Genomic DNA, 24,051 nt, shown 5'->3' with positions numbered 1-24,051 from the left:
AGATAATTATGTTTATTTGAGAAAAATCTCGGCGATGGCGCAATTCTACTCTGCAAAGCGACGCGTGACGACGCGTGAAATCATAACCGTTGAAGCCACGGACCTCGATCCTTTCGGTCAGGGGGTGGCGCGTCACAACGGTAAGGCTCTGTTTATAACAGGTTTGCTGCCAACAGAACGAGCAGAAATTACGCTGACGGAAGATAAACGCCAGTTCGCGCGCGGGCAGGTTAAGCGTCGCCTCAACGACAGCCCGGAGCGCGTCAAGCCCCGCTGTGCGCATTTTGGCGTTTGCGGAGGCTGCCAGCAACAGCATGCGAGCACAGAATTACAGCAAAAAAGCAAAAGCAGCGCCCTGGCGCGCCTGCTTAAACATGACGTTAATGAGATCCTCGCCGACGAGCCCTGGGGCTATCGCCGTCGCGCGCGCCTGAGCCTGAGCTATCAGCCCAAAACGGCGCGGCTGGAGATGGGATTCCGCAAGGCCGGCTCCAGCGACATCGTTAATGTGAAGCAGTGCCCCATTTTGGTGCCCCATCTTGAGGCGTTGCTTCCGGACGTGCGCACCTGCCTTTCTGAACTGGACGGCGTTCGCCACCTTGGGCACGTGGAACTGGTTATGGCAAACAATGGCCCGCTGATGGTCCTGCGCCATACCGCGCCGCTGTCGAAAAAAGATCGCGAAAAACTGGAACGCTTTTCGCATTCCCACGACCTGGCGCTTTTCCTGGCACCACAAAGCGAGATACTTGAGCAGGTTACCGGCGATGCGCCCTGGTATGCGTCAAACGGGCTACGCTTAACGTTCAGCCCGCGGGATTTCATTCAGGTAAATGACGGCGTTAATCAGCAGATGGTTGAGAAAGCGCTGGCGTGGCTGGACGTTCAGAAAAGCGATCGGGTGCTCGACCTGTTCTGCGGAATGGGCAACTTCACGCTGCCGCTGGCGCGAGTGGCAGCCAGCGTCGTCGGCGTGGAAGGCGTTGACGCGCTGGTGGCGAAAGGGCAGGAGAACGCACAACAGAACGGCTTGCAAAATGTGACATTCTTTCATCAAAATCTTGAGGAAGATGTGACTCAACAGCCGTGGGCAAAGCAGGGCTTTGATAAAATTCTTCTCGACCCGGCGCGTGCAGGTGCCCCGGGTGTAATGCAGCATATAATTAAACTCGCGCCGAAGCGTGTGGTCTATGTTTCCTGTAACCCGGCAACGCTTGCCCGCGATAGCGAGGCATTACTTAGCGCGGGTTACCAGATTCAGCGTCTGGCAATGCTGGACATGTTCCCGCACACTGGGCATCTGGAATCGATGGTGTTGTTCGAGCACATTTAATGAGTTTGGCTTGTCGACTTCGACAGGCCCTGGTCCCTAAAGGAGAGGACAATGGTTGCGGTAAGAAGTGCACATCTGAATAAAGCTGGGGAATTTGACCCACAAAAATGGATCGCAAGTCTGGGAATTTCCAGCCAGCAGTCGTGTGAACGCTTAACCGAAACCTGGGCCTATTGTCTGCGCACCACGCAGGGGCATTCCGACGCCGATCTTCTCCTGTGGCGCGGCGTGGAGATGGTTGAAATCTTATCCATGCTGAACATGGACATCGAAACGCTGCAGGCCGCGCTTCTCTTCCCCCTCGCGGATGCGGACGTGGTCAGCGAAGACGTGCTTGGCGACAGCGTTGGGAAATCCGTCGTTGCGCTTATCCACGGCGTGCGCGATATGGCGGCCATTCGTCAGCTTAAAGCCGCGCATACCGATTCCGTCTCCTCAGAACAGGTCGATAACGTTCGTCGGATGCTGCTGGCCATGGTGGATGATTTCCGCTGCGTGGTCATCAAGCTTGCCGAGCGTATCGCCCACCTGCGTGAAGTGAAGGATGCGCCGGAAGACGAGCGCGTGCTGGCTGCCAAAGAGTGTACGAACATTTATGCACCGCTGGCGAACCGCTTAGGGATTGGTCAGCTGAAGTGGGAGCTGGAAGATTACTGCTTCCGCTATCTGCACCCGGCGGAATACAAGCGCATTGCTAAACTCCTGCACGAGCGTCGTATCGACCGCGAACACTATATCGATGAATTTGTCGGCGGTTTGCGCCAGGCGATGAAAGAAGAGAACGTGCGTGCCGAAGTCTACGGTCGACCAAAGCACATCTACAGCATCTGGCGCAAAATGCAGAAAAAACACCTCGCCTTTGACGAGCTGTTTGACGTGCGCGCCGTGCGCATCGTGGCGGAGCGTCTGCAGGATTGCTACGCCGCGCTGGGGATAGTTCACACTCACTTCCGCCATCTGCCGGATGAGTTCGATGACTATGTCGCCAACCCGAAACCTAATGGCTATCAGTCTATCCATACCGTTGTGCTTGGCCCTGGCGGCAAAACGGTCGAGATTCAGATCCGTACCAGGCAGATGCACGAGGACGCTGAGCTGGGCGTCGCCGCACACTGGAAATACAAAGAAGGCACCTCCGGCGGGGCGCGTTCAGGCCATGAAGACCGCATTGCCTGGCTGCGTAAGCTGATTGCGTGGCAGGAAGAGATGGCCGACTCCGGCGAGATGCTCGACGAAGTGCGCAGCCAGGTCTTTGACGACCGGGTGTATGTCTTTACCCCGAAAGGGGACGTGGTCGACCTGCCGGCAGGCTCCACGCCGCTCGATTTTGCCTACCACATCCACAGCGATGTGGGGCACCGCTGCATTGGGGCGAAAATTGGCGGGCGTATCGTACCGTTCACCTATCAGCTGCAGATGGGTGACCAGATTGAAATCATCACCCAGAAGCAGCCCAACCCGAGCAGGGACTGGCTTAACCCGAACCTGGGTTATGTCACCACCAGCCGAGGGCGCTCGAAAATTCACGCCTGGTTCCGTAAACAGGATCGTGACAAGAATATCCTTGCCGGTCGCCAGATCCTGGACGACGAGCTGGAGCATATCGGGATAAGCCTGAAAGAGGCGGAGAAATTCCTGCTGCCGCGCTACAACTTTAACGAGCTTGACGAGCTGTTAGCGGCTATTGGCGGCGGTGATATCCGTCTGAATCAGATGGTGAACTTCCTGCAGGCGCAGTTCAATAAGCCAAGTGCCGCAGAGCAGGATGCGGCGGCGCTGAAGCAGCTGCAACAGAAAACCTACGCGCCGCAGCAGCGCAGCAAAGACAACGGTCGCGTGGTCGTCGAGGGCGTGGGCAATCTGATGCACCACATTGCTCGCTGCTGCCAGCCGATTCCGGGGGACGACATCGTCGGCTTTATCACTCAGGGGCGCGGGATCTCGATTCACCGCTCCGACTGCGACCAGCTTGCCGAGCTTCAGTCTCATGCGCCGGAGCGCATCGTAGAAGCGGTCTGGGGCGAAAGCTATTCCGCCGGTTACTCGCTGGTGGTTCGCGTCACCGCGAACGACCGCAGCGGTCTGTTGCGCGATATCACCACCATTCTCGCCAACGAGAAGGTCAACGTGCTGGGCGTCGCCAGCCGCAGCGATACCCGCGAGCAGCTTGCCACCATCGATATGACCATCGAAATCTATAACCTGCAGGTGCTGGGCCGCGTGCTTGGCAAACTGAACCAGGTGCCGGATGTGATTGACGCGCGTCGTCTGCACGGCGGTTAACTGCACTTTCTTATGTAGGCCGGGTAAGGCTTTGCCGCCACCCGGCTTGTTTTTTAATGGAACAGATTATGACTCAAATCGACCGCCTGCTCGGCATCATGAAACGTCTTCGCGACCCGGAAAACGGCTGCCCATGGGACAAAGAGCAGACTTTTGCCACCATCGCCCCGTATACCCTCGAAGAGACCTATGAGGTGCTGGACGCCATTTCCCGCGAAGATTTTGACGACCTGCGCGGCGAGCTGGGCGATCTGCTCTTCCAGGTGGTGTTCTATGCGCAAATGGCGCAGGAAGAGGGGCGCTTTAACTTTGACGATATCTGCGCTGCCATCAGCGATAAGCTGGAGCGCCGTCATCCCCATATTTTCGGCGATGCCACCGCAGGGAACAGCACCGAGGTGCTGGCCCGCTGGGAGCAAATTAAAAGCGCCGAGCGCGCAGAAAAATCCCAGCACTCCGCGCTGGATGACATCCCGATGAGCCTGCCCGCGCTGATGCGCGCGCATAAAATTCAGAAACGCTGCTCCGCCGTGGGGTTTGACTGGACCTCCCTCGGCCCGGTGCTGGACAAAGTGCACGAAGAGATTGATGAAGTGATGCACGAAGCGCAGCAGGCGGTAGTGGATGAAGCGAAGCTCGAAGAAGAGATGGGCGATCTGCTGTTTGCAACCGTCAACCTTTCGCGCCACCTGGGTGTAAAAGCGGAAACGGCCCTGCAAAAAGCCAACATAAAATTCGAACGACGCTTTCGCGAAGTTGAGCGGATTGTGGCCTCGCGCGGCCTGAAAATGACCGGAATCGACCTCGAAGCCATGGAAGAAGTCTGGCAGGAAGTAAAACGCCAGGAATCTGATCTCTAACGGAATTTTGCGATCAAGCGCAATTTGTGTGATTTTTTAAATGACAAGCGCTTGATTTGCGTCAAAAACATTTACCCAAAAGGGGCTATTTTCTCACTCCTTATGTTTGTCATGGCCTGGAATGGAGACGGAGAATGAAAGTTTGTGGCGCTCGCCTTGTTCGGGTATACTACTTTCCCGTCCTGGTTATTCCATCGTTTCACCCTAACTTCTCAGGTTCAGCATGACAACGAACTATATTTTTGTGACCGGCGGGGTCGTATCCTCTCTGGGTAAAGGCATTGCCGCAGCCTCCCTCGCAGCCATTCTTGAAGCCCGTGGCCTCAATGTGACCATGATGAAACTGGATCCGTACATCAACGTCGATCCGGGCACCATGAGCCCAATCCAACACGGGGAAGTGTTCGTTACTGAAGACGGCGCTGAAACCGATCTGGATCTTGGCCACTACGAGCGTTTCATCCGCACCAAAATGACCCGTCGTAACAACTTCACGACTGGCCGCATCTACTCCGACGTTCTGCGTAAAGAGCGCCGTGGTGACTATCTGGGTGCAACCGTTCAGGTTATCCCGCACATCACTAACGCAATCAAAGAACGCATTGTTGCGGGTGGCGAAGGCCACGACGTGGTGCTGGTGGAAATCGGCGGTACCGTAGGTGATATCGAATCCCTGCCATTCCTGGAAGCGATTCGTCAGCTGGCGGTCGATATTGGACGTGAACACGCGCTGTTCATGCACCTGACGCTGGTGCCTTACATGGCAGCCGCAGGTGAAGTGAAAACCAAGCCGACTCAGCACTCTGTGAAAGAGCTGCTCTCTATTGGTATTCAGCCAGACATCCTGGTTTGCCGCTCCGATCGCGCCGTTCCGGCGAACGAACGTGCGAAAATTGCATTGTTCTGTAACGTGCCTGAAAAAGCCGTTATTTCAATGAAAGACGTCGATTCCATTTATAAAATCCCGGGCCTGTTGAAATCTCAGGGCCTGGACGATTATATTTGTAAACGATTCAGCTTGAACTGTCCGGAAGCTAACCTGTCTGAATGGGAACAGGTTATTTACGAAGAAGCCAATCCGGCTGGTGAAGTGACTATCGGTATGGTCGGCAAGTACATTGAACTGCCGGATGCCTATAAGTCAGTGATCGAAGCGCTGAAACACGGCGGTCTGAAGAACCGTGTCTCCGTGAACATTAAGCTGATTGATTCACAGGACGTTGAAACGCGTGGCGTTGAAATCCTGAAAGATCTGGATGCTATCCTTATCCCTGGCGGCTTCGGCTACCGTGGTGTAGAAGGCAAGATCGCCACCGCGCGCTATGCGCGTGAAAACAATATTCCATACCTCGGCATCTGCCTGGGTATGCAGGTTGCGCTGATCGAATTTGCGCGCAACGTAGCGGGAATGGAAAACGCGAACTCTACGGAATTTATGCCAGACTGTAAGTACCCTGTAGTGGCGCTTATCACTGAATGGCGTGACGAAGAAGGTAACGTCGAAGTCCGTACCGAGAAGAGCGATCTGGGTGGCACCATGCGTCTTGGCGCACAGGCTTGCCAGCTGTCTGACGATAGCGTGGTTCGCAAGCTGTATGGCGAGCCGGTCATCACCGAGCGCCATCGTCACCGCTATGAAGTCAACAACATGTTGTTGAAACCAATTGAAGCCGCGGGCCTGCGTGTTGCGGGCCGCTCCGGGGATGATCAGTTAGTCGAGATCATTGAAGTGCCAAACCATCCGTGGTTTGTCGCCTGCCAGTTCCACCCGGAATTTACTTCTACGCCACGTGACGGGCATCCGCTGTTTGCAGGCTTCGTGAAGGCCGCCAGCGAGTACCAGAAGCGTCAGGCGAAGTAAAAAAAGTTAGAACGGCAACGCGTACCTTTGGTACGCGTTGTTTGTCTGGAGTTTTAGTTTAACTTGTACTGAGGAAAATCTAATGTCCAAAATCGTTAAAGTCATCGGTCGTGAAATCATCGACTCCCGTGGTAACCCGACCGTTGAAGCCGAAGTTCACCTGGAAGGTGGTTTCGTTGGTATGGCTGCTGCTCCATCAGGTGCTTCTACCGGTTCCCGCGAAGCGCTGGAACTGCGCGATGGCGACAAATCCCGCTTCCTGGGCAAAGGCGTACTGAAAGCGGTTGGCGCTGTAAACGGTCCTATTGCTCAGGCAATCATTGGCAAAGACGCCAAAGACCAGGCTGGCATCGACAAGATCATGATCGATCTGGACGGTACTGAAAACAAATCTAACTTCGGTGCGAACGCAATCCTGGCTGTTTCCCTGGCGAACGCCAAAGCAGCAGCTGCAGCGAAAGGTATGCCACTGTTCGAGCACATCGCTGAACTGAACGGCACCCCAGGCAAATACTCCATGCCTGTACCAATGATGAACATCATCAACGGTGGTGAGCACGCAGACAACAACGTTGATATTCAGGAATTCATGATTCAGCCAGTTGGCGCGAAATCCCTGAAAGAAGCGGTACGTATGGGTTCTGAAGTGTTCCACAACCTGGCTAAAGTACTGAAAGCTAAAGGTATGAACACTGCTGTTGGTGACGAAGGTGGCTATGCGCCAAACCTGGGTTCTAACGCAGAAGCACTGGCTGTTATCGCAGAAGCTGTAAAAGCGGCTGGCTACGAGCTGGGCAAAGACATCACCCTGGCGATGGACTGTGCAGCATCTGAATTCTACAAAGACGGTAAATACGTTCTGGCTGGCGAAGGCAACAAAGCGTTCACCTCCGAAGAGTTCACCCACTTCCTGGAAGACCTGACCAAACAGTACCCAATCGTTTCTATCGAAGACGGTCTGGACGAGTCTGACTGGGATGGTTTCGCATACCAGACTAAAGTACTGGGCGACAAAATCCAGCTGGTTGGTGACGATCTGTTCGTAACCAACACCAAGATCCTGAAAGAAGGCATCGAGAAAGGCATCGTTAACTCCATCCTGATCAAATTCAACCAGATCGGTTCTCTGACCGAAACTCTGGCTGCGATCAAAATGGCGAAAGACGCTGGCTACACCGCTGTTATCTCTCACCGTTCTGGCGAAACTGAAGACGCTACCATTGCCGACCTGGCTGTGGGTACCGCTGCAGGCCAGATCAAAACTGGTTCTATGAGCCGTTCTGACCGTGTTGCTAAATACAACCAGCTGATTCGTATCGAAGAAGCCCTGGGCGAAAAAGCACCATACAACGGTCGTAAAGAGATCAAAGGCCAGGCATAATTGCTTAAGCCTTAAAATGAAAATGCCAGTCGAATGACTGGCATTTTTTTTGGCTATTTAAAATCGACCGCCATTTGCTCCGGAATGGTCAGCCCCTGGGTGGTTTGCACGCAGCGGGCGATGTAATCCGTAAACCGGGGGGGTTTTGGCATCCCCATGCTCAGCAGCTTATCGTTGCTAAAGCGCACGTTAAGCATGGCAAACGCACCGTATAGCCGCATGGCTTTCAGCATCAGACGTTCGTTGCACGGGCCAAAAAAAGTTTTCAGCTCGCGGCGCATTCTGACCAGCGTTTCGTAGCTGACCTGCGCGTATTTGTCACCGACAGGTGCTTTCTCCAGCGCTTGCGCCATCGCCTGATCGATATCGGCAAAGCGAACGCTGTTCTCTTCACCCGCAGAAATGTGTACCACTTCCCCCGGACGCGCGTCGCTGGTGAGCAGCATTAACAGCGCATCGGCGCAATAATCCACCGGAACAACGTCGATCCGGTCTTCCATTGAGCACATAAACTTCTGCAGCATCAGGCCCATGCTGAAGACCCAGAAAATGCTGCTCGACGGCGTGCAGCCGTGACGGGTATGGCCGACAACGATGGACGGACGGGCGATAAGCAGCGGCAGGTCAGGACACTCCTGGCGCATCAGCTGTTCGATGGTTGACTTCGACAAGGTGTAATCCACCAGGTGTTCAGCATTCTCTCTGAATTCAGCGCTTTCGGCGACCAGGGAATCCTGCTCCGGCGTGCATGACATTGCTGTGCCAACGTGGAGGAAACGCTGCAGTCCTGTGACCTGCTCCATACGGCGCGCCAGCGCGAGCGTACCTTCAACGTTGACCTTCCAGATCAGTGGGTTATTACCAAATGAGGCAACGGCCGCACAGTTAACGACATGCGTTACCTGGTTCAGTCGAGGATCGTTCAGAAAGGCTTCAGGCTGGCTGAGATCGCCAATGAGTATGTTATCCACGCTCAGGGAAGCCAGCTTGTCTTCGGGAACGTTGAACTTGCGCATATTCTCCAGCACGCGCTCCAGCCCGCTTTGCGGATCGCCGGCGCGCGCGAGCAAAAGAAGTTTTACGGATCGATCGTGGGTCAGGATTTTTTCAAGTACTGCACCGCCCAGAAATCCGGTCACGCCTGTAATCAATAACATCTTCATTAATACCGTCTCATTATGATTGATGAGGCGGATTGTAGGCGTGCAAAAGTAAACGGCATTTAAATAATAAAACGCCGAAACCGACAGCGTCTTAAGCTTATTTTAAGGAAAGGAAATCAGGTGGATTTATTGGACACTGCAGGCAGGATAAAAATTCAATTTATTAATATTTATATTTTAAATTGTTGATTTTTATTGTTTTTAAGGCTGTTGCTCAGCGAGAAAATAGTAATTCAGAATGTAATAAATATAATACTTTGTTACACCAATCATTTACTGAATAAATGATTTAAATACCACTTAACTAAAATCAAACGACGTGAATCGCAGGCTATTTTATTTAGCCTGCGAAGGATTTTTAGAGCAACAGGGGAAGCGTGGCGCTGGCCGTTTGCTGGCTAACGTCACCGTAACGGCCGTCCAGCGCAATCATGGACGTGGTCAGCAACTCAACCAGCAGCATAACCCCAACCTTCGCATTGAGCGCGCCTGCGCTCAGTGGCCCTTCTGGCTTGGCGGCAACCAGCTGCATATCGCTCAGAGACGCCAGCGGGCTGCGGGGCGTATTGCTGAGCGCCAGAACCTTAACGCCGCGCTTGCGGGCAAGTTTCACCACGTGGAGTAAATCCCGCGTTGAACCCGAGCTGGAGATGGCCACGACCAGGGTCTCCTGCGAAAGCGTTGTCGCATTCATGGCCGCGCGGTGCATATCGCTAAACAGCTGTGCGGGTTTCCCCAGACGCAACAGCTTGTAGTGCAGATACTCCCCGAGGATCGCGCTGGCCGCGACGCCGTAAATCTGCACGGACTGCGCCTGATGCAGCGCCAGCGCGGCCTTTTCAAGCAGCGCACGGTCGAGGAGTCTGGCGGTATCCTGCAAAGCCTGCACCGACTCATCCACGACGTTATCAATGTCATCTCCCGACTGACGCGCGGGCTGGCCCTGCTGAATATCCAGCGCAAGCGCCATTTTGAATTCGTTATAGCCCTTGCAGCCCAGCGTCCGGCAAAGACGCGTGACGCTGGCCTCGCTGGTGTGGCTCTCGCGCGCCAGCTCGGTGATCGTCAGGTAGAGCACCCGGGCAGGATCGCTGAGGACAAACTCGCCGAGTTTTTGTTGCGTTGGGCTGTATCCGGAAGCCTCCTGGCGGAGCTTCAGCAGCAGGTTTTCATGGTCCGACATGCCAGGTCCTTAATGTGTTTCTCTGCGCCTAGTGTGGCGGAAAGCGGGGGAAAGATGCCAGTCATTTTGAAAAAGTATGATCGGGCTCCTGGTTTTTGATGATAATTTTCACTATTAAATATTAATGTGGTAAAAATTTTCATCGTCAAATGGGGGAATGAAAAAATGATGCAAATGTTCAGTGGGGCTTCTTCGGGCGGATGGTTTGAAAAAGCGCAGCGCTTCGGCAAATCCTTTATGTTGCCTATCGCCGTATTGCCCGCGGCGGGTCTGCTGCTGGGGATAGGCGGCGCGTTATCCAATCCCAATACGCTGACGGCTTATCCATTTTTAGACGTGGGTTGGCTGCAGGCGATTTTCACCATCATGAGCAGCGCCGGTTCAATTGTGTTTGCGAACCTCTCGGTGCTGTTTGCCGTTGGGGTGGCCGTCGGGCTGGCAAAAAGCGATAAGGGCACGGCTGGGCTGGCGGCGCTGCTCGCGTTTCTGGTGATGAATGCCACCATCAACGCGCTGCTGATCCTTACCGGCAAACTGGTGCATGAGAACCCGGGTGCCGTGGGGCAGGGCATGACGCTGGGTATTCAGACGCTGGAAACCGGCGTGTTTGGCGGTGTAGTGATTGGGCTGGTGACCTGCGCGCTCCATCATCGGTTTAATAAAATTGCGCTTCCGCAGTTTCTCGGGTTCTTTGGCGGCTCGCGCTTTGTCCCCATTATCAGCTCCCTGGCAGCGATACTCGTCGGGGCGGCAATGACCGTGGTCTGGCCGCATTTCCAGAAACTGATTTTTGGTCTCGGCGGGCTGGTGGATGCCACCGGCTATCTGGGTACTCTGCTGTACGGCTTTATTCTACGCATGCTGGGTCCGTTTGGTTTGCACCACATTTTCTATCTGCCTTTCTGGACCACCGCGCTTGGCGGCAGTGAAATCGTCAACGGTCATTTGGTTGAGGGCACACAGCGGATCTTCTTCGCCCAGCTGGCCGATCCCACCACGCGCCAGTTCTACGAAGGCACGTCACGCTTCATGTCCGGGCGCTTTATTACGATGATGTTTGGCCTGCTCGGCGCGTGTCTGGCGATGTACCACACGGCAAAACCAGAGAACAAAAAACGCGTGGCCGGGCTACTGCTCTCTGCGGCGTTAACCTCGTTCCTGACGGGGATTACCGAACCCATCGAGTTCTCCTTCCTGTTTATTGCGCCAGTGCTCTACGTCATCCATGCGCTGTTTGACGGGCTGGCCTTCATGCTCGCGCACATGCTGCATATCACCATCGGGCAAACCTTCTCCGGCGGCTTTATCGACTTCGTGCTGTTCGGCATTTTGCAGGGCGAGGCCAAAACTAACTGGATGTTCGTTCCGCTGGTCGGCGTGCCGTGGTTCTTCCTTTACTACTTTACGTTCCGCTACCTGATTAACCGCTTCGATTTCGCCACGCCGGGCCGCGAAAAGGAGGCGGTGGCTGACGAGGTGACCCTCCCGCAAAGCGAACGCGCCGCGGCGGTGATCGCCGGATTAGGCGGAAAAGAGAATCTGGAAGAGGTGGACTGCTGCGCCACGCGTCTTCGCGTCACGGTCAAAGACGGCAGCAAGGTGAATGACGCGGCGCTGAAGGCCACCGGCGCGCGCGGCGTTATCGTGCGCGGTAACGGTGTACAGGTCATTTATGGCCCGCACGTCACGATTATCAAAAACGAAGTGGAAGAGATCTTATCGTAATGAAAACCGTACTGGATAACCTGAAGGGAAAACTGGTCGTCTCCTGTCAGGCGCTGGAAAACGAACCGTTACACAGCCCGTTTATTATGTCGCGAATGGCGCTGGCGGCGGCACAGGGCGGAGCCGCCGCCATTCGCGCCAACAGCGTGGTGGATATCGCGGCCATTAAACAGCAGGTGTCGCTGCCCGTTATCGGCATCATCAAGCGGGATTATCCCGAGAGCGAGGTGTTTATCACCGCGACGATGAAAGAAGTGGATGAGCTCATGACCGTCTCCCCTGAAATCATTGCCCTTGACGCGACGGCGCGGGAACGCCCCGGAGGGGAAGCCCTGGGCGCACTGGTCGCGCGCATCCGCTCACATTATCCCTCGGTGTTGCTGATGGCGGATATTGCCTCCGTGGACGAGGCCGCGACGGCGCAGGCGCTGGGTTTTGATTGCATCGGCACCACGCTTTATGGCTATACGGCGGACACCGCGGGCCATTCGCTTCCTGAGAATGACTGTGCGTTCCTGAAGGCGGTGCTGGCAGCGGTTACGGTTCCCGTGGTTGCCGAAGGCAACGTGGATACCCCAGAGCGTGCGGCCAGATGCCTGGCGCTGGGCGCGCATACGGTTGTTGTCGGCGGCGCAATCACCCGTCCCCAGCAAATTACCGAACGGTTTATGGCGGCGATAGGCGCGCAAAGCACCGATGGAGCATGACCATCCGGCGGGGATCTGCGATACTTATCGTTTATCCCCTTTACTGAGATGACTATGCAGTACCCGATTAACGAGATGTTCCAGACCCTGCAAGGCGAGGGTTACTTTACCGGCGTTCCCGCTATCTTTATCCGTTTACAGGGATGCCCGGTTGGCTGTGCCTGGTGTGATACCAAACATACGTGGGATAAGCTCGCAGATCGGGAAGTGTCGCTGTTTAGCATTCTGGCGAAAACCAAAGAGAGCGATAAGTGGGGCGCGGGCAGTTCAGAAGATCTGCTGGCCATTATTGGTCGTCAGGGCTGGACGGCGCGCCACGTGGTGATCACCGGCGGTGAGCCCTGCATCCACGATCTGACCCCGCTGACCGAGCTGCTCGAAAAGAACGGCTACAGCTGCCAGATTGAAACCAGCGGCACCCATGAAGTGCGCTGCTCGCACACCACCTGGGTGACGGTATCGCCAAAAGTGAATATGCGCGGCGGGTACGACGTGCTGTCTCAGGCGCTGGAGCGCGCGGATGAGATTAAGCACCCTGTCGGGCGCGTGCGTGATATCGAAGCGCTGGATGAACTGCTGGCGACGCTGACGGACGAAAAGCAGCGGGTGATTGCCCTGCAGCCTATCAGCCAGAAAGAGGACGCGACGCGCCTGTGCATTGAAACCTGTATTGCGCGTAACTGGCGCTTATCAATGCAGACGCACAAGTACCTGAATATTGCCTAAAAAAAAGCCCGGTGGCGCTAGCGCTTACCGGGCCTGCGGTTCGAGGCGTTTGTAGGCCGGGTAAGGCGAAGCCGCCACCCGGCAAGCATCACTCGCCGCGATACACGCAGCCTGCCGTACAGGTCTCTTTGATCATCACCGCGCTCAGCAGCGGTACCAGCGGTTTCATCTGATCCCAAATCCATTTCGCCAGAACTTCGCTGGTCGGGTTTTCAAGGCCCGGGATATCATTCAGGTAGTAATGATCCAGACGATCGTAGGTCGGCTTAAACGCCGCCTTTAGTTCAGCAAAATCCATGATCCAACCGGTATGCGGATCAACTTCACCGGTGATCTCAAGACGCACCATAAACGAATGCCCGTGCAGACGGCCGCATTTATGTCCTTCAGGAACATGCGGAAGGTGGTGGGCGGCTTCGAAGGTGAAATCTTTAAACAGTGTGGTGGACATGATCGCTCTCAGTAATGCGGAAAAAACCGCCGCATAGTACCGGAAAGCACAATTTTTAGCATTAACTAAAACGGCTCTGAAGCCTGAACGTCCGTTAAACGGCGTTTTTCTCGGTTTTTCTTAATAAATTTCAAAGCGTTAATTAATCGGTTTTATCGCTAAGAATGATGACTAAAACAGGTTAGTCCATTTGGTTATTTATTATTTCCATCCCTTCTTTAATTGTTATTATCCTCGCCGTTAACCTTATCTCTAGTTTGGTCTTTTTGCATAAATTCCGCTTTGCTACTGGAACATAACAACGCATGACAACACAGGCCCCACCTTCAAATTTGCTTCCCCTGAACCCGGAGCAACTGGCGCGCCTTCAGGCAGCCACCTCTGATTTTTCTCCCACTCAGCTTGCCTGGGTCTCCGGTTATTTCTGGGGAATGCTCAACCAGCAGCCTGGCGCTGTGGCAGGGGCACCGGCAACGGCCGTTGAAATTCCGGCCATTACCCTGATTTCGGCTTCTCAGACGGGCAATGCCCGCCGCGTGGCCGAAGCGCTGCGTGACGATCTGCTGGCCGCCAAACTGAACGTGAACCTGGTCAACGCCGGGGATTATAAATTCAAGCAAATCGCGTCGGAAAAACTGCTGGTGGTTGTCGCCTCTACCCAGGGTGAAGGTGAGCCCGCTGAAGAAGCGGTGGCGTTGCACAAGTTCCTGTTCTCGAAAAAAGCGCCAAAACTGGACGGCACCGCGTTTGCCGTCTTTGGCCTGGGCGATACCTCCTATGAATTCTTCTGCCAGTCTGGTAAAGACTTCGACAGCAAGCTGGCGGAGCTGGGCGCAGAGCGCCTGCTGGACCGCGTAGATGCGGATGTTGAATACCAGCCCGCCGCCGCGGAATGGCGTGCGCGCATCGTTGAGGTGCTGAAAGCCCGCGTGCCGAAAGAGACGCCGGCGCAGGCCGCGTTCGCCGCGACGGGTGCCGTCAACGACATTCACACCAGCCCGTACACCAAAGAGGCCCCGCTGGTCGCGAGCCTGGCGGTGAACCAGAAAATTACCGGCCGCGACTCGGAAAAAGACGTGCGCCATATCGAGATCGATCTCGGCGACTCTGGCCTGCGCTACCAGCCGGGCGACGCGCTGGGGGTCTGGTATCAGAACGATCCGGCGCTGGTGAAGGAGCTGGTTGAGCTGCTGTGGCTGAAGGGTGACGAGCCTGTCACCGTTGACGGCAAAACCCAGCCGCTTTCCGACGCGCTGCAGTGGCACTTCGAGCTGACGGTGAACACCCCGAATATCGTCGAAAATTATGCCACCTTAACGCGCAGCGAATCGCTGCTGCCGCTGGTGGGCGACAAGGCGAAGCTGCAGCATTACGCGGCGACCACGCCGATTGTCGATATGGTGCGTTTCTCTCCGGCACAGCTGGACGCCGACGCGCTGATTGGGCTGCTGCGTCCGCTGACTCCACGCCTGTACTCCATTGCCTCTTCCCAGGCAGAAGTGGAGAGCGAAGTGCATATCACCGTGGGCGTGGTGCGTTATGACATTGAAGGCCGCGTCCGCACGGGCGGAGCCTCGGGTTTCCTGGCTGACCGCGTGGAGGAAGACGGTGAGGTTCGCGTCTTCATCGAGCACAACGACAACTTCCGCCTGCCGACGAACCCGGAAACCCCGGTCATCATGATTGGCCCGGGCACCGGCATTGCGCCTTTCCGCGCCTTTATGCAGCAGCGCGCGGCGGACGAGGCGCCGGGTAAAAACTGGCTGTTCTTCGGCAACCCGCACTTTACGGAAGATTTCCTCTACCAGGTTGAGTGGCAGCGCTATGTGAAAGAGGGCGTACTGACCCGCATCGATCTGGCCTGGTCCCGCGACCAGAAAGAAAAAGTATACGTACAAGACAAACTGCGCGAACAGGGCGCAGAGCTGTGGCGCTGGATCAATGACGGTGCCCACATTTATGTCTGCGGCGACGCCAATCGCATGGCGAAGGACGTTGAGCAGGCACTGCTGGAAGTGATTGCCGAATTCGGCGGTATGGATGCCGAAACGGCGGATGAATTTTTAAGTGAGCTGCGCGTTGAGCGCCGTTATCAGCGAGATGTCTACTAATGAGCGAAAAACATCCAGGGCCACTGGTGGTCGAAGGTAAACTGACAGACGCCGAGCGCATGAAGCTGGAAAGCAACTACCTGCGCGGCACCATTGCTGAAGATCTGAATGACGGTCTCACCGGCGGTTTCAAAGGCGACAACTTCCTGCTGATCCGCTTCCACGGGATGTACCAGCAGGATGACCGCGACATTCGCGCCGAGCGTGCTGAACAGAAGCTGGAGCCGCGCCATGCGATGCTGCTGCGCTGCCGCCTGCCGGGCGGGGTGATCACCACCAAACAGTGGCAGGCCATCGACAAGTTTGCGGGTGAAAACACCATTTACGGCAGCATCCGTCTGACCAACCGTCAGACCTTCCAGTTCCACGGCATTCTGAAGAAGAACGTGAAGCCGGTGCACCAGATGCTCCACTCCGTCGGGCTGGACGCGCTGGCGACCGCCAACGACATGAACCGTAACGTGCTCTGCACGTCGAACCCGTATGAGTCCGAGCTGCACGCCGAAGCGTACGAGTGGGCGAAGAAGATCTCCGAGCACCTGCTGCCGCGCACCCGCGCTTATGCAGAGATCTGGCTCGATCAGGAAAAAGTCGCGACCACGGACGAAGAGCCGATCCTGGGCCAGACCTACCTGCCGCGTAAGTTTAAAACTACGGTGGTGATCCCGCCGCAGAACGATATCGACCTGCACGCTAACGACATGAACTTCGTGGCGATTGCCGAGAACGGCAAGCTGGTCGGCTTTAACCTGCTGGTGGGCGGCGGCCTGTCCATTGAGCACGGTAACAAGAAAACCTATGCCCGCACCGCGAGCGAGTTCGGCTTCCTGCCGCTGGAGCACACGCTGGCCGTGGCCGAAGCCGTGGTTACTACCCAGCGCGACTGGGGCAACCGTACCGACCGTAAAAATGCGAAAACCAAATACACCCTGGAGCGCGTGGGTGTTGAGACGTTCAAAGAGGAAGTGGAACGTCGCGCGGGGATCAAATTTGAGCCTGTCCGCCCTTACGAATTCACCGGCCGCGGCGATCGTATTGGCTGGGTAAAAGGCATCGACAATAAATGGCACCTGACGCTGTTTATCGAAAACGGCCGTATTCTGGACTACCCGGGCCGTCCGCTGAAAACCGGTTTGCTGGAAATTGCGAAGATCCATAAAGGCGAGTTCCGCATTACCGCCAACCAGAACCTGATTATTGCCGGCGTGCCGGAGAGCCAGAAGGCGAAGATCGAGAAGCTGGCGCGCGATCATGGGTTGATGGATGCGGTTAAACCGCAGCGCGAAAACTCAATGGCCTGCGTGTCGTTCCCGACCTGCCCGCTGGCGATGGCCGAAGCGGAACGTTTCCTGCCGTCATTTACTGACAAGGTAGAAGCGATTCTGGAAAAACACGGCATTCCGGACGAGCATATTGTTATGCGCGTCACCGGCTGTCCGAACGGCTGCGGTCGCGCGATGCTGGCCGAGCTCGGCCTGGTGGGCAAAGCGCCGGGTCGCTACAACGTACACCTGGGCGGCAACCGTATGGGGACGCGTATTCCGCGGATGTATCGCGAAAATATCACGGAACCGGAAATTCTCGATTCCATTGACGAGCTTGTCGGGCGCTGGGCGAAAGAGCGCGAAGCGGGTGAAGGCTTCGGCGACTTTACGGTGCGTGCGGGCATCATTCGCCCGGTGCTCGATCCCGCCAGGGATTTCTGGGAGTAACCCATCCTTTGCCCGGTGGCGCTTCGCTTACCGGGCCTACGGGTTTTGTAGGCCGGGCAAACGTAGTGCCGCCCGGCAAAACAGGCAAACGAGGTTCTTATGTCCGTACTCGATCTAAACGCCCTTAATGACCTGCCAAAAGTCGAACGCATTCTGGCGCTGGCAGAAACCAACGCTCAACTGGAAAAGCTGGACGCCGAAGGGCGCGTGGCGTGGGCGCTGGAAAACCTGCCAGGAGACTACGTGCTGTCGTCAAGCTTTGGTATTCAGGCGGCGGTCAGCCTGCATCTGGTGAATCAGATCAGCCCGGACATTCCGGTGATCCTCACCGATACCGGCTACCTGTTCCCGGAAACCTACCAGTTTATTGATGAGCTGACGGACAAGCTCAAGCTGAACCTCAAAGTTTACCGCGCGACGGAAAGCGCGGCCTGGCAGGAGGCGCGCTACGGCAAGCTGTGGGAGCAGGGCGTTGAGGGCATTGAGAAATACAATGCGATCAACAAAGTTGAGCCGATGAACCGGGCGCTGAAAGAGCTTAATGCGCAGACGTGGTTCGCGGGTTTGCGCCGTGAGCAGTCCGGCAGCCGCGCCACGCTGCCGGTGCTGGCAGTTCAGCGCGGGGTCTTTAAAGTGCTGCCGATTATCGACTGGGATAACCGGACGGTGTACCAGTACCTGCAAAAACACGGGCTGAAGTACCATCCGCTGTGGGATCAGGGCTACCTGTCAGTGGGGGATACCCACACCACGCGCAAATGGGAACCGGGAATGGCGGAAGAAGAGACGCGATTCTTTGGGCTGAAGCGCGAGTGCGGGTTGCACGAAGGGTAATTTCATTGACTCCCTCTCCCTGTGGGAGAGGGTTGGGGTGAGGGCATCAGGCCGCACGGCGTTCAAAAACCTCAGGCTTTCCCCGCTTTCGCCAGCTCTTTTACCAGCGGCAGCATCACTTTCACCACATCCCGGCTGCGGTGTTCAATGCGCTGCGGCAGGGCGCTATCAATGTGCTGCTGATTATCCAGCATTACGTTATGCCAGCTTGTCCCGTTCGGGAAGGCTTTCGATTTGGCCCGCTGCTGATAGCCATCTTTCTTGCCCAACGCCCAGTTTGTCGCTTCGACGTACAGCACCGGAATGCCCGCCTTATCGAACACTTCCCCGTCGTTGCAGCAACCCGTTCCTCGCGGATAGCCCGGATTACCGCCGGGGTTGCTGGTGGCATAAACCCCGTGGCTGCGGGCAATCGCCAGTGCCCGGTCGCGTGTCAGCTTCCGCACGGTACCCGGCGTACTCTGCCCGCTGTTGAAATAAAGCTTATCGCCGACGATCAGGTTATCGAGGTTGATCACCAGCAGCGTATTTTTCTTCTCTTCAGCGCTCATGCGCTTCAGGAGATTCTCAGCGCCGAGTTTGCCCTCTTCTTCACCGCTGGTGGCAACGAAACGAATGCCATACTGGGTGGGAATATTCTTCATCCGCTCGGCCAGTTCGAGCATCACGCCCAGGCCTGCCGCGTTATCGTCCATGCCCTGCAGCGTCAGACCTCCGAGGTTGTTATCCGTATCGGCGTCGCTCATCGGCGCGTAGGTATCGAGGTGCGCCATAATAATAATCTGCTCGTTTGCGCTACCTTCATGCGCTGCGATAACCGTACTGCCGGTCACGTTATGCCAGTTTTTGGTTTTATTTCTGGAGGTATAAACGTAGCGGCTGTGAAACGATCGGATATCGCTCTGGTAACCCATATCGGCAAACTGCTGGCGAATATAGTCAGCGGAGAGCATTTCCGCCGGTGAGCCGGTCATGCGTCCGGGGAAGACGGTGGCAATGTGCCGCGCCTGCATATTGGCGATTTCACCATACGGTTGATTTTTTGCCTGAGCCGGAAGGATAAAGCAAACGCCGAGCGCCAGGGCAGCAATACGGTGGCGCGTTGCGGAAAACATAGTGAGTCCTTAAAAACAGAGCAAAATTTTGACCCGTCTAGTATGAAACTGTGATCGTCCTTACACAATTTGAATTGCTCTTAAATGCCCGAAATTTCGCGTGTTAAGCACTTTTTGATATTTGCTTTTTCATCGCGTTATTCCATTGAGTAACTACTCATTCCAATTCGTAATTTCATTCGCTCTAAGCCGCCCCCTATAGTCCCTCTATTCCTCGTTGTTAGTGAGTTGTTGCTTGTGGACTATCTGCCCTTATTTGCCGCGATTAAAGAGAAACCGGTGCTGGTTGTTGGTACGGGTGAGATTGCCGATCGCAAAATCGCGTTTCTGCAGCGCGCGGGCGCGCGAGTGCAGGTCGTCGCGGGGGCGGATTTCGACGAGTCACAAATCGACAGCGTGGTGCTGGTGATTGCGGCGACGGAGGATCGCGAGCTGAACCGACGCGTCTCCGATGCCGCTCAGGCGCGCTATCGCCTGGTGAACGTGGTCGACGACCAGCCTTTGTGCTCGTTCATCTTCCCGTCGATCGTCGATCGCTCTCCGCTGCTGGTCGCTATCTCTTCCGGCGGCACCGCACCGGTGCTGGCGCGCGTGCTGCGTGAAAAAATTGAAGCGCTGCTGCCGACCAGCCTCGGGCGTATGGCGGAGAAGGCCAGCTACTGGCGCAACCATCTAAAAACTCGCCTGACCAGCGTAACGGAGCGTCGTCGCTTCTGGGAGCGCGTGTTTCGCGGCCGCTTTGCCAGCCTGATGCATGCCGGTAACGAGACGGCGGCGCAAAAAATACTCGAAGACGAACTGGATAACCCCGGCAGTACGGGCGGGGAGATCATTCTGGTGGGCGCGGGGCCGGGCGATGCCGGGCTCCTGACGCTGCGCGGCCTGCAGGTGCTGCAGGACGCGGACGTGGTGTTCTATGACCATCTGGTTACCGACGGCGTGCGCGAGCTGATCCGTCGCGACGCGGAGAAAATCTGCGTCGGTAAACGGGCGGGCGAGCACTCCGTCCCGCAGCACGATACCAATCAGATGCTGATTGACGCCGCAAAAGCCGGAAAAACCGTGGTGCGCCTGAAAGGGGGCGATCCGTTTATTTTCGGCCGCGGCGGCGAAGAGCTGCAGGCGGCAGCCGAAGCCGGGGTACCGTTCCAGGTGGTGCCCGGCATCACGGCGGCCTCGGCGGTAACGGCCTACGCCGGTATTCCGCTGACCCATCGCGATTACGCCCAGAGCGTGACCTTTGTGACCGGCCACTACAAGGCGGACAGCACGCCGTTTGACTGGTCGCACCTCGCCCAGAGCCGACAGACGCTGGCTATCTACATGGGCACGATGAAGGCGGCGGACATCAGCGAACAGCTTATTCAGCACGGCCGCGCTGCGACGACGCCCGTGGCCGTCATTTCTCGCGGTACGCGCGTCGATCAGCACGTTGCTATCGGCACGCTTGACGATCTTGCAACCCTGGCGAAAGACGCCCCAATGCCCGCCCTGATCGTGGTGGGGGAAGTGGTGCAGCTGCACAGCACGCTCGCCTGGTTTCAGCACACAACCGACACAGAAGGCTTTGGCGCTTCTGTCATAAATTTGGCTTAAGGAACGGTTATGGACCAAAAACGTCTTACACACCTGCGGCAGCTCGAAGCGGAAAGTATCCATATTATCCGCGAAGTGGCTGCCGAGTTTTCTAACCCGGTGATGATGTACTCCATCGGTAAAGATTCCAGCGTCATGCTGCATCTGGCGCGTAAAGCGTTTTATCCGGGTACGCTGCCGTTCCCGCTGCTGCACGTTGATACCGGCTGGAAATTCCGTGAAATGTACGAGTTCCGCGACCGTACCGCGAAAGCCTACGGCTGCGAGCTGCTGGTGCATAAAAACCCGGAAGGGGTGGCGATGGGCATTAACCCGTTCGTGCACGGTAGCGCCAAACATACCGACATCATGAAAACCGAAGGGCTGAAGCAGGCGCTGAATAAATACGGTTTTGATGCGGCCTTCGGCGGCGCGCGCCGCGACGAGGAGAAATCCCGCGCCAAAGAGCGTATCTACTCCTTCCGCGACCGCTTCCACCGCTGGGACCCAAAAAACCAGCGCCCGGAGCTGTGGCACAACTATAACGGTCAGATCAACAAAGGCGAAAGCATTCGCGTCTTCCCGCTCTCCAACTGGACCGAGCTGGATATCTGGCAGTACATCTACCTGGAAAACATCGAAATCGTTCCGCTGTATCTGGCCGCCGAGCGTCCGGTGCTGGAGCGCGACGGCATGCTGATGATGATCGATGACGATCGCATCGACCTGCAGCCGGGTGAAGTGATCAAACAACAGATGGTACGCTTCCGTACCCTCGGCTGCTGGCCGCTGACCGGCGCGGTGGAATCCAGCGCGCAGACGCTGCCGGAGATCATCGAAGAGATGCTGGTGTCGACCACCAGCGAGCGACAGGGGCGCGTGATTGACCGCGACCAGGCAGGCTCCATGGAGCTGAAGAAACGTCAGGGTTATTTCTAAGGAGCCGCCATGAACACCACTATTGCTCAACAAATTGCCAACGAAGGCGGCGTGGAAGCGTATCTGCACGCCCAGCAACACAAAAGCCTGCTGCGTTTTCTGACCTGCGGCAGCGTGGATGACGGGAAAAGCACCCTGATTGGCCGCCTGCTGCACGATACGCGCCAGATTTACGAAGATCAGCTCTCTTCCCTGCACAACGACAGTAAACGTCACGGTACCCAGGGCGAAAAGCTGGATCTGGCGCTGCTGGTGGATGGCCTGCAGGCGGAGCGCGAGCAGGGCATCACCATCGACGTGGCCTACCGCTACTTCTCCACCGAGAAGCGCAAATTTATCATCGCCGACACCCCGGGGCACGAGCAGTACACCCGCAATATGGCGACCGGTGCGTCGACCTGCGACCTGGCGATCCTGCTGATCGACGCCCGTAAAGGCGTGCTGGATCAGACCCGTCGCCACAGCTTTATCTCCACGCTGCTGGGGATCAAACACTTGGTGGTGGCGGTCAACAAGATGGATCTGGTGAACTTCAGCGAAGAGAAGTTCGAGGAGATCCGCCAGAGCTATCTGACCTTTGCTGAACAGCTGCCGGGCAACCTCGATATTCGCTTTGTGCCGCTCTCGGCGCTGGAAGGGGATAACGTTGCCTCACAGAGCGCGAACATGCCGTGGTACAGCGGCCCGACGCTGCTGGAAGTGCTGGAAACCGTTGAGATCCAGCGCGTGGTCGACACCCAGCCGATGCGTTTCCCGGTGCAGTACGTCAACCGTCCGAACCTCGATTTCCGCGGCTTCTCGGGCACCCTCGCGTCAGGCTCCGTGAAGGTGGGTCAACGCGTCAAGGTGCTGCCATCCGGCGTGGAATCGACCATCGCCCGTATCGTCACCTTTGACGGTGACCTGCAGGAAGCGGGCGCCGGTGAGGCGGTAACCCTGGTGTTGAAAGACGAGATTGATATCAGCCGGGGCGACCTGCTGGTGGACGCTCAGGAAACGCTGGTGGCGGTGCAGGGGGCGTCCGTGGACGTGGTATGGATGGCGGAGCAGCCGCTGACCGCGGGCCAGAGCTACGACATCAAAATTGCCGGCAAGAAAACCCGTGCCCGCGTGGACGGTATTCAGTTCCAGGTAGACATCAACAACCTGACCCAGCGCGAGGTCACCGAGCTGCCGCTGAACGGCATTGGTCTGGTCGATCTGACCTTCGACGAACCGCTGGTGCTGGATCCGTATCAGCAGAACCCGGTGACGGGCGGGCTGATCTTTATCGACCGCCTGACCAACGTCACCGTCGGCGCGGGAATGGTGCGCGAGCCAAACGAGCAGGCGAGCGTGGCATCTGAATTCAGCGCTTTCGAGCTGGAACTGAACGCGCTGGTGCGTAAGCACTTCCCGCACTGGGGCGCACGCGATCTGCTGGGAGGCAAGTAATGGCTGCCCATGATGAGAACGTCGTCTGGCATCCTCATCCGGTCACCGTCGCCCAGCGCGAACAGCTCCACGGTCACCGTGGGGTTGTGCTGTGGTTTACCGGGCTGTCCGGCTCGGGTAAATCGACGGTTGCAGGCGCGCTGGAAGAGGCGTTGCATCAGCAGGGCGTAAGCACGTACCTGCTGGATGGCGACAACGTGCGCCACGGCCTGTGCAGCGATTTAGGGTTCAGCGACGACGATCGTAAAGAGAACATCCGCCGGGTGGGCGAAGTGGCCAGCCTGATGGCCGACGCCGGGCTGGTGGTGCTGACCGCGTTTATCTCTCCGCACCGCGCCGAGCGCCAGATGGTGCGCGAGCGCGTGGGTCATGAGCGCTTTATTGAAGTGTTTGTCGACACCCCGCTGGAGGTTTGCGAAGCACGCGATCCGAAAGGGCTGTACAAAAAAGCCCGCGCCGGTGAACTACGCAACTTCACCGGAATTGACGCGGTATACGAAGCGCCTGAATCGCCTGAGATTCACCTCGAAGGTCAACAATTGGTAACAAATTTAGTAAGCCAATTATTAGACCTGCTGAGACGGGACGATATTATCAGATCCTGAGACGGTATCGTTCGGGAGCTGTCTTCCCGAACGATGAGTCACGGTCACAGGAT

19 protein-coding genes are annotated in these 24,051 nt (G+C 56.5%); 15 read left to right on the top strand and 4 right to left on the bottom strand.

Translation table 11 applies throughout. From position 1 onward, the window contains the following. Positions 1–34: 34 nt before the first annotated feature. From rlmD to eno, 5 genes are all read left to right on the top strand, one after another. Positions 35–1,333 carry a 23S rRNA (uracil(1939)-C(5))-methyltransferase RlmD gene (rlmD, locus tag AC3WOK_RS20545; RefSeq protein ID WP_063956898.1) on the top strand — a complete coding sequence of 433 codons (1,299 nt, stop codon included), beginning with the start codon at positions 35–37 and terminating at the stop codon, positions 1,331–1,333. A gap of 51 nt (positions 1,334–1,384) precedes the next feature. Further along, complete coding sequence (gene relA / locus AC3WOK_RS20540) at positions 1,385–3,616, top strand: GTP diphosphokinase (RefSeq protein WP_047348011.1); 2,232 nt, start codon at positions 1,385–1,387, stop codon at positions 3,614–3,616. Between the two features lie 68 nt (positions 3,617–3,684). Further along, positions 3,685–4,476 (top strand): nucleoside triphosphate pyrophosphohydrolase, encoded by a 792-nt coding sequence (gene mazG / locus AC3WOK_RS20535; RefSeq protein WP_447856140.1) that lies wholly within the window; start codon positions 3,685–3,687, stop codon positions 4,474–4,476. A gap of 223 nt (positions 4,477–4,699) precedes the next feature. Next, on the top strand, positions 4,700–6,337 hold the full coding sequence (gene pyrG / locus AC3WOK_RS20530) for a glutamine hydrolyzing CTP synthase (protein WP_492355044.1): 1,638 nt from the start codon (positions 4,700–4,702) through the stop codon (positions 6,335–6,337). A gap of 82 nt (positions 6,338–6,419) precedes the next feature. Continuing rightward, positions 6,420–7,718, top strand: coding sequence for a phosphopyruvate hydratase (gene eno / locus AC3WOK_RS20525; RefSeq protein WP_045330584.1), 1,299 nt, complete (start codon positions 6,420–6,422; stop codon positions 7,716–7,718). A 53-nt stretch (positions 7,719–7,771) separates the two neighbouring features. Here the strand turns inward: eno and AC3WOK_RS20520 are convergent, their stop codons facing one another. After that, positions 7,772–8,881: an SDR family oxidoreductase gene (locus AC3WOK_RS20520; RefSeq protein WP_492355043.1), complete on the bottom strand. Its 1,110-nt coding sequence runs from the start codon at positions 8,879–8,881 to the stop codon at positions 7,772–7,774. A gap of 358 nt (positions 8,882–9,239) precedes the next feature. After that, entirely contained in the window at positions 9,240–10,064 is an 825-nt protein-coding gene (locus tag AC3WOK_RS20515) for a MurR/RpiR family transcriptional regulator (RefSeq protein WP_063430509.1), read from the bottom strand. Positions 10,065–10,229: 165 nt separating this feature from the next. Between AC3WOK_RS20515 and AC3WOK_RS20510 the strand changes: the two genes are divergently transcribed. From AC3WOK_RS20510 to queE, 3 genes are read left to right on the top strand one after another with little or no spacing between them, the layout of a single operon-like run. Continuing rightward, positions 10,230–11,789 (top strand): PTS transporter subunit EIIC, encoded by a 1,560-nt coding sequence (locus AC3WOK_RS20510; RefSeq protein ID WP_063957267.1) that lies wholly within the window; start codon positions 10,230–10,232, stop codon positions 11,787–11,789. Then, entirely contained in the window at positions 11,789–12,496 is a 708-nt protein-coding gene (locus AC3WOK_RS20505; RefSeq protein ID WP_063956892.1) for an N-acetylmannosamine-6-phosphate 2-epimerase, read from the top strand. Before AC3WOK_RS20510 ends, AC3WOK_RS20505 begins: the two co-directional genes overlap by 1 nt. 54 nt (positions 12,497–12,550) lie before the next feature. Next, entirely contained in the window at positions 12,551–13,222 is a 672-nt protein-coding gene (gene queE, locus AC3WOK_RS20500; RefSeq protein WP_023309006.1) for a 7-carboxy-7-deazaguanine synthase QueE, read from the top strand. Positions 13,223–13,310: 88 nt separating this feature from the next. Here the strand turns inward: queE and queD are convergent, their stop codons facing one another. Further along, on the bottom strand, positions 13,311–13,673 hold the full coding sequence (gene queD / locus AC3WOK_RS20495; RefSeq protein ID WP_010434567.1) for a 6-carboxytetrahydropterin synthase QueD: 363 nt from the start codon (positions 13,671–13,673) through the stop codon (positions 13,311–13,313). A gap of 305 nt (positions 13,674–13,978) precedes the next feature. Here queD and cysJ point away from each other — a divergent pair, with 305 nt between their 5' ends. The 3 genes from cysJ (at position 13,979) to cysH (ending at position 18,330) form a co-directional block, all read left to right on the top strand. Beyond that, a complete protein-coding gene (gene cysJ, locus AC3WOK_RS20490) occupies positions 13,979–15,784 on the top strand; it encodes an NADPH-dependent assimilatory sulfite reductase flavoprotein subunit (protein WP_492355042.1) in 1,806 nt (601 codons plus the stop codon). Continuing rightward, a complete protein-coding gene (cysI, locus tag AC3WOK_RS20485) occupies positions 15,784–17,496 on the top strand; it encodes an assimilatory sulfite reductase (NADPH) hemoprotein subunit (RefSeq protein ID WP_063430515.1) in 1,713 nt (570 codons plus the stop codon). The genes cysJ and cysI overlap by 1 nt, the downstream gene beginning before the upstream one ends. A 99-nt stretch (positions 17,497–17,595) precedes the next feature. Then, complete coding sequence (gene cysH / locus AC3WOK_RS20480) at positions 17,596–18,330, top strand: phosphoadenosine phosphosulfate reductase (RefSeq protein WP_059311740.1); 735 nt, start codon at positions 17,596–17,598, stop codon at positions 18,328–18,330. 71 nt (positions 18,331–18,401) lie between these two features. Here the strand turns inward: cysH and AC3WOK_RS20475 are convergent, their stop codons facing one another. After that, positions 18,402–19,445, bottom strand: a complete 1,044-nt coding sequence (locus tag AC3WOK_RS20475) for an aminopeptidase (protein WP_063430519.1) — start codon at positions 19,443–19,445, stop codon at positions 18,402–18,404. A 246-nt stretch (positions 19,446–19,691) separates the two neighbouring features. Between AC3WOK_RS20475 and cysG the strand changes: the two genes are divergently transcribed. Genes cysG through cysC form a run of 4 tightly spaced genes read left to right on the top strand, consistent with a single transcriptional unit; the run spans position 19,692 to position 23,998 of the window. After that, positions 19,692–21,041 (top strand): siroheme synthase CysG, encoded by a 1,350-nt coding sequence (cysG, locus tag AC3WOK_RS20470; protein ID WP_492355051.1) that lies wholly within the window; start codon positions 19,692–19,694, stop codon positions 21,039–21,041. A gap of 9 nt (positions 21,042–21,050) precedes the next feature. Beyond that, complete coding sequence (cysD, locus tag AC3WOK_RS20465) at positions 21,051–21,959, top strand: sulfate adenylyltransferase subunit CysD (protein WP_010434549.1); 909 nt, start codon at positions 21,051–21,053, stop codon at positions 21,957–21,959. A gap of 9 nt (positions 21,960–21,968) precedes the next feature. Continuing rightward, positions 21,969–23,393: a sulfate adenylyltransferase subunit CysN gene (cysN, locus tag AC3WOK_RS20460; RefSeq protein WP_447856136.1), complete on the top strand. Its 1,425-nt coding sequence runs from the start codon at positions 21,969–21,971 to the stop codon at positions 23,391–23,393. After that, the gene (gene cysC / locus AC3WOK_RS20455) at positions 23,393–23,998 is read left to right on the top strand and encodes an adenylyl-sulfate kinase (protein WP_059311745.1); all 606 of its coding nucleotides are present in this window, start codon (positions 23,393–23,395) and stop codon (positions 23,996–23,998) included. The genes cysN and cysC overlap by 1 nt, the downstream gene beginning before the upstream one ends. Positions 23,999–24,051: the final 53 nt, after the last annotated feature.

The organism is Enterobacter sp. FW301-JW81, assembly GCF_058788735.1.
Note: the sequence above shows the minus strand (reverse complement) of the source record. Positions and strands in the feature narration are given on the sequence as shown.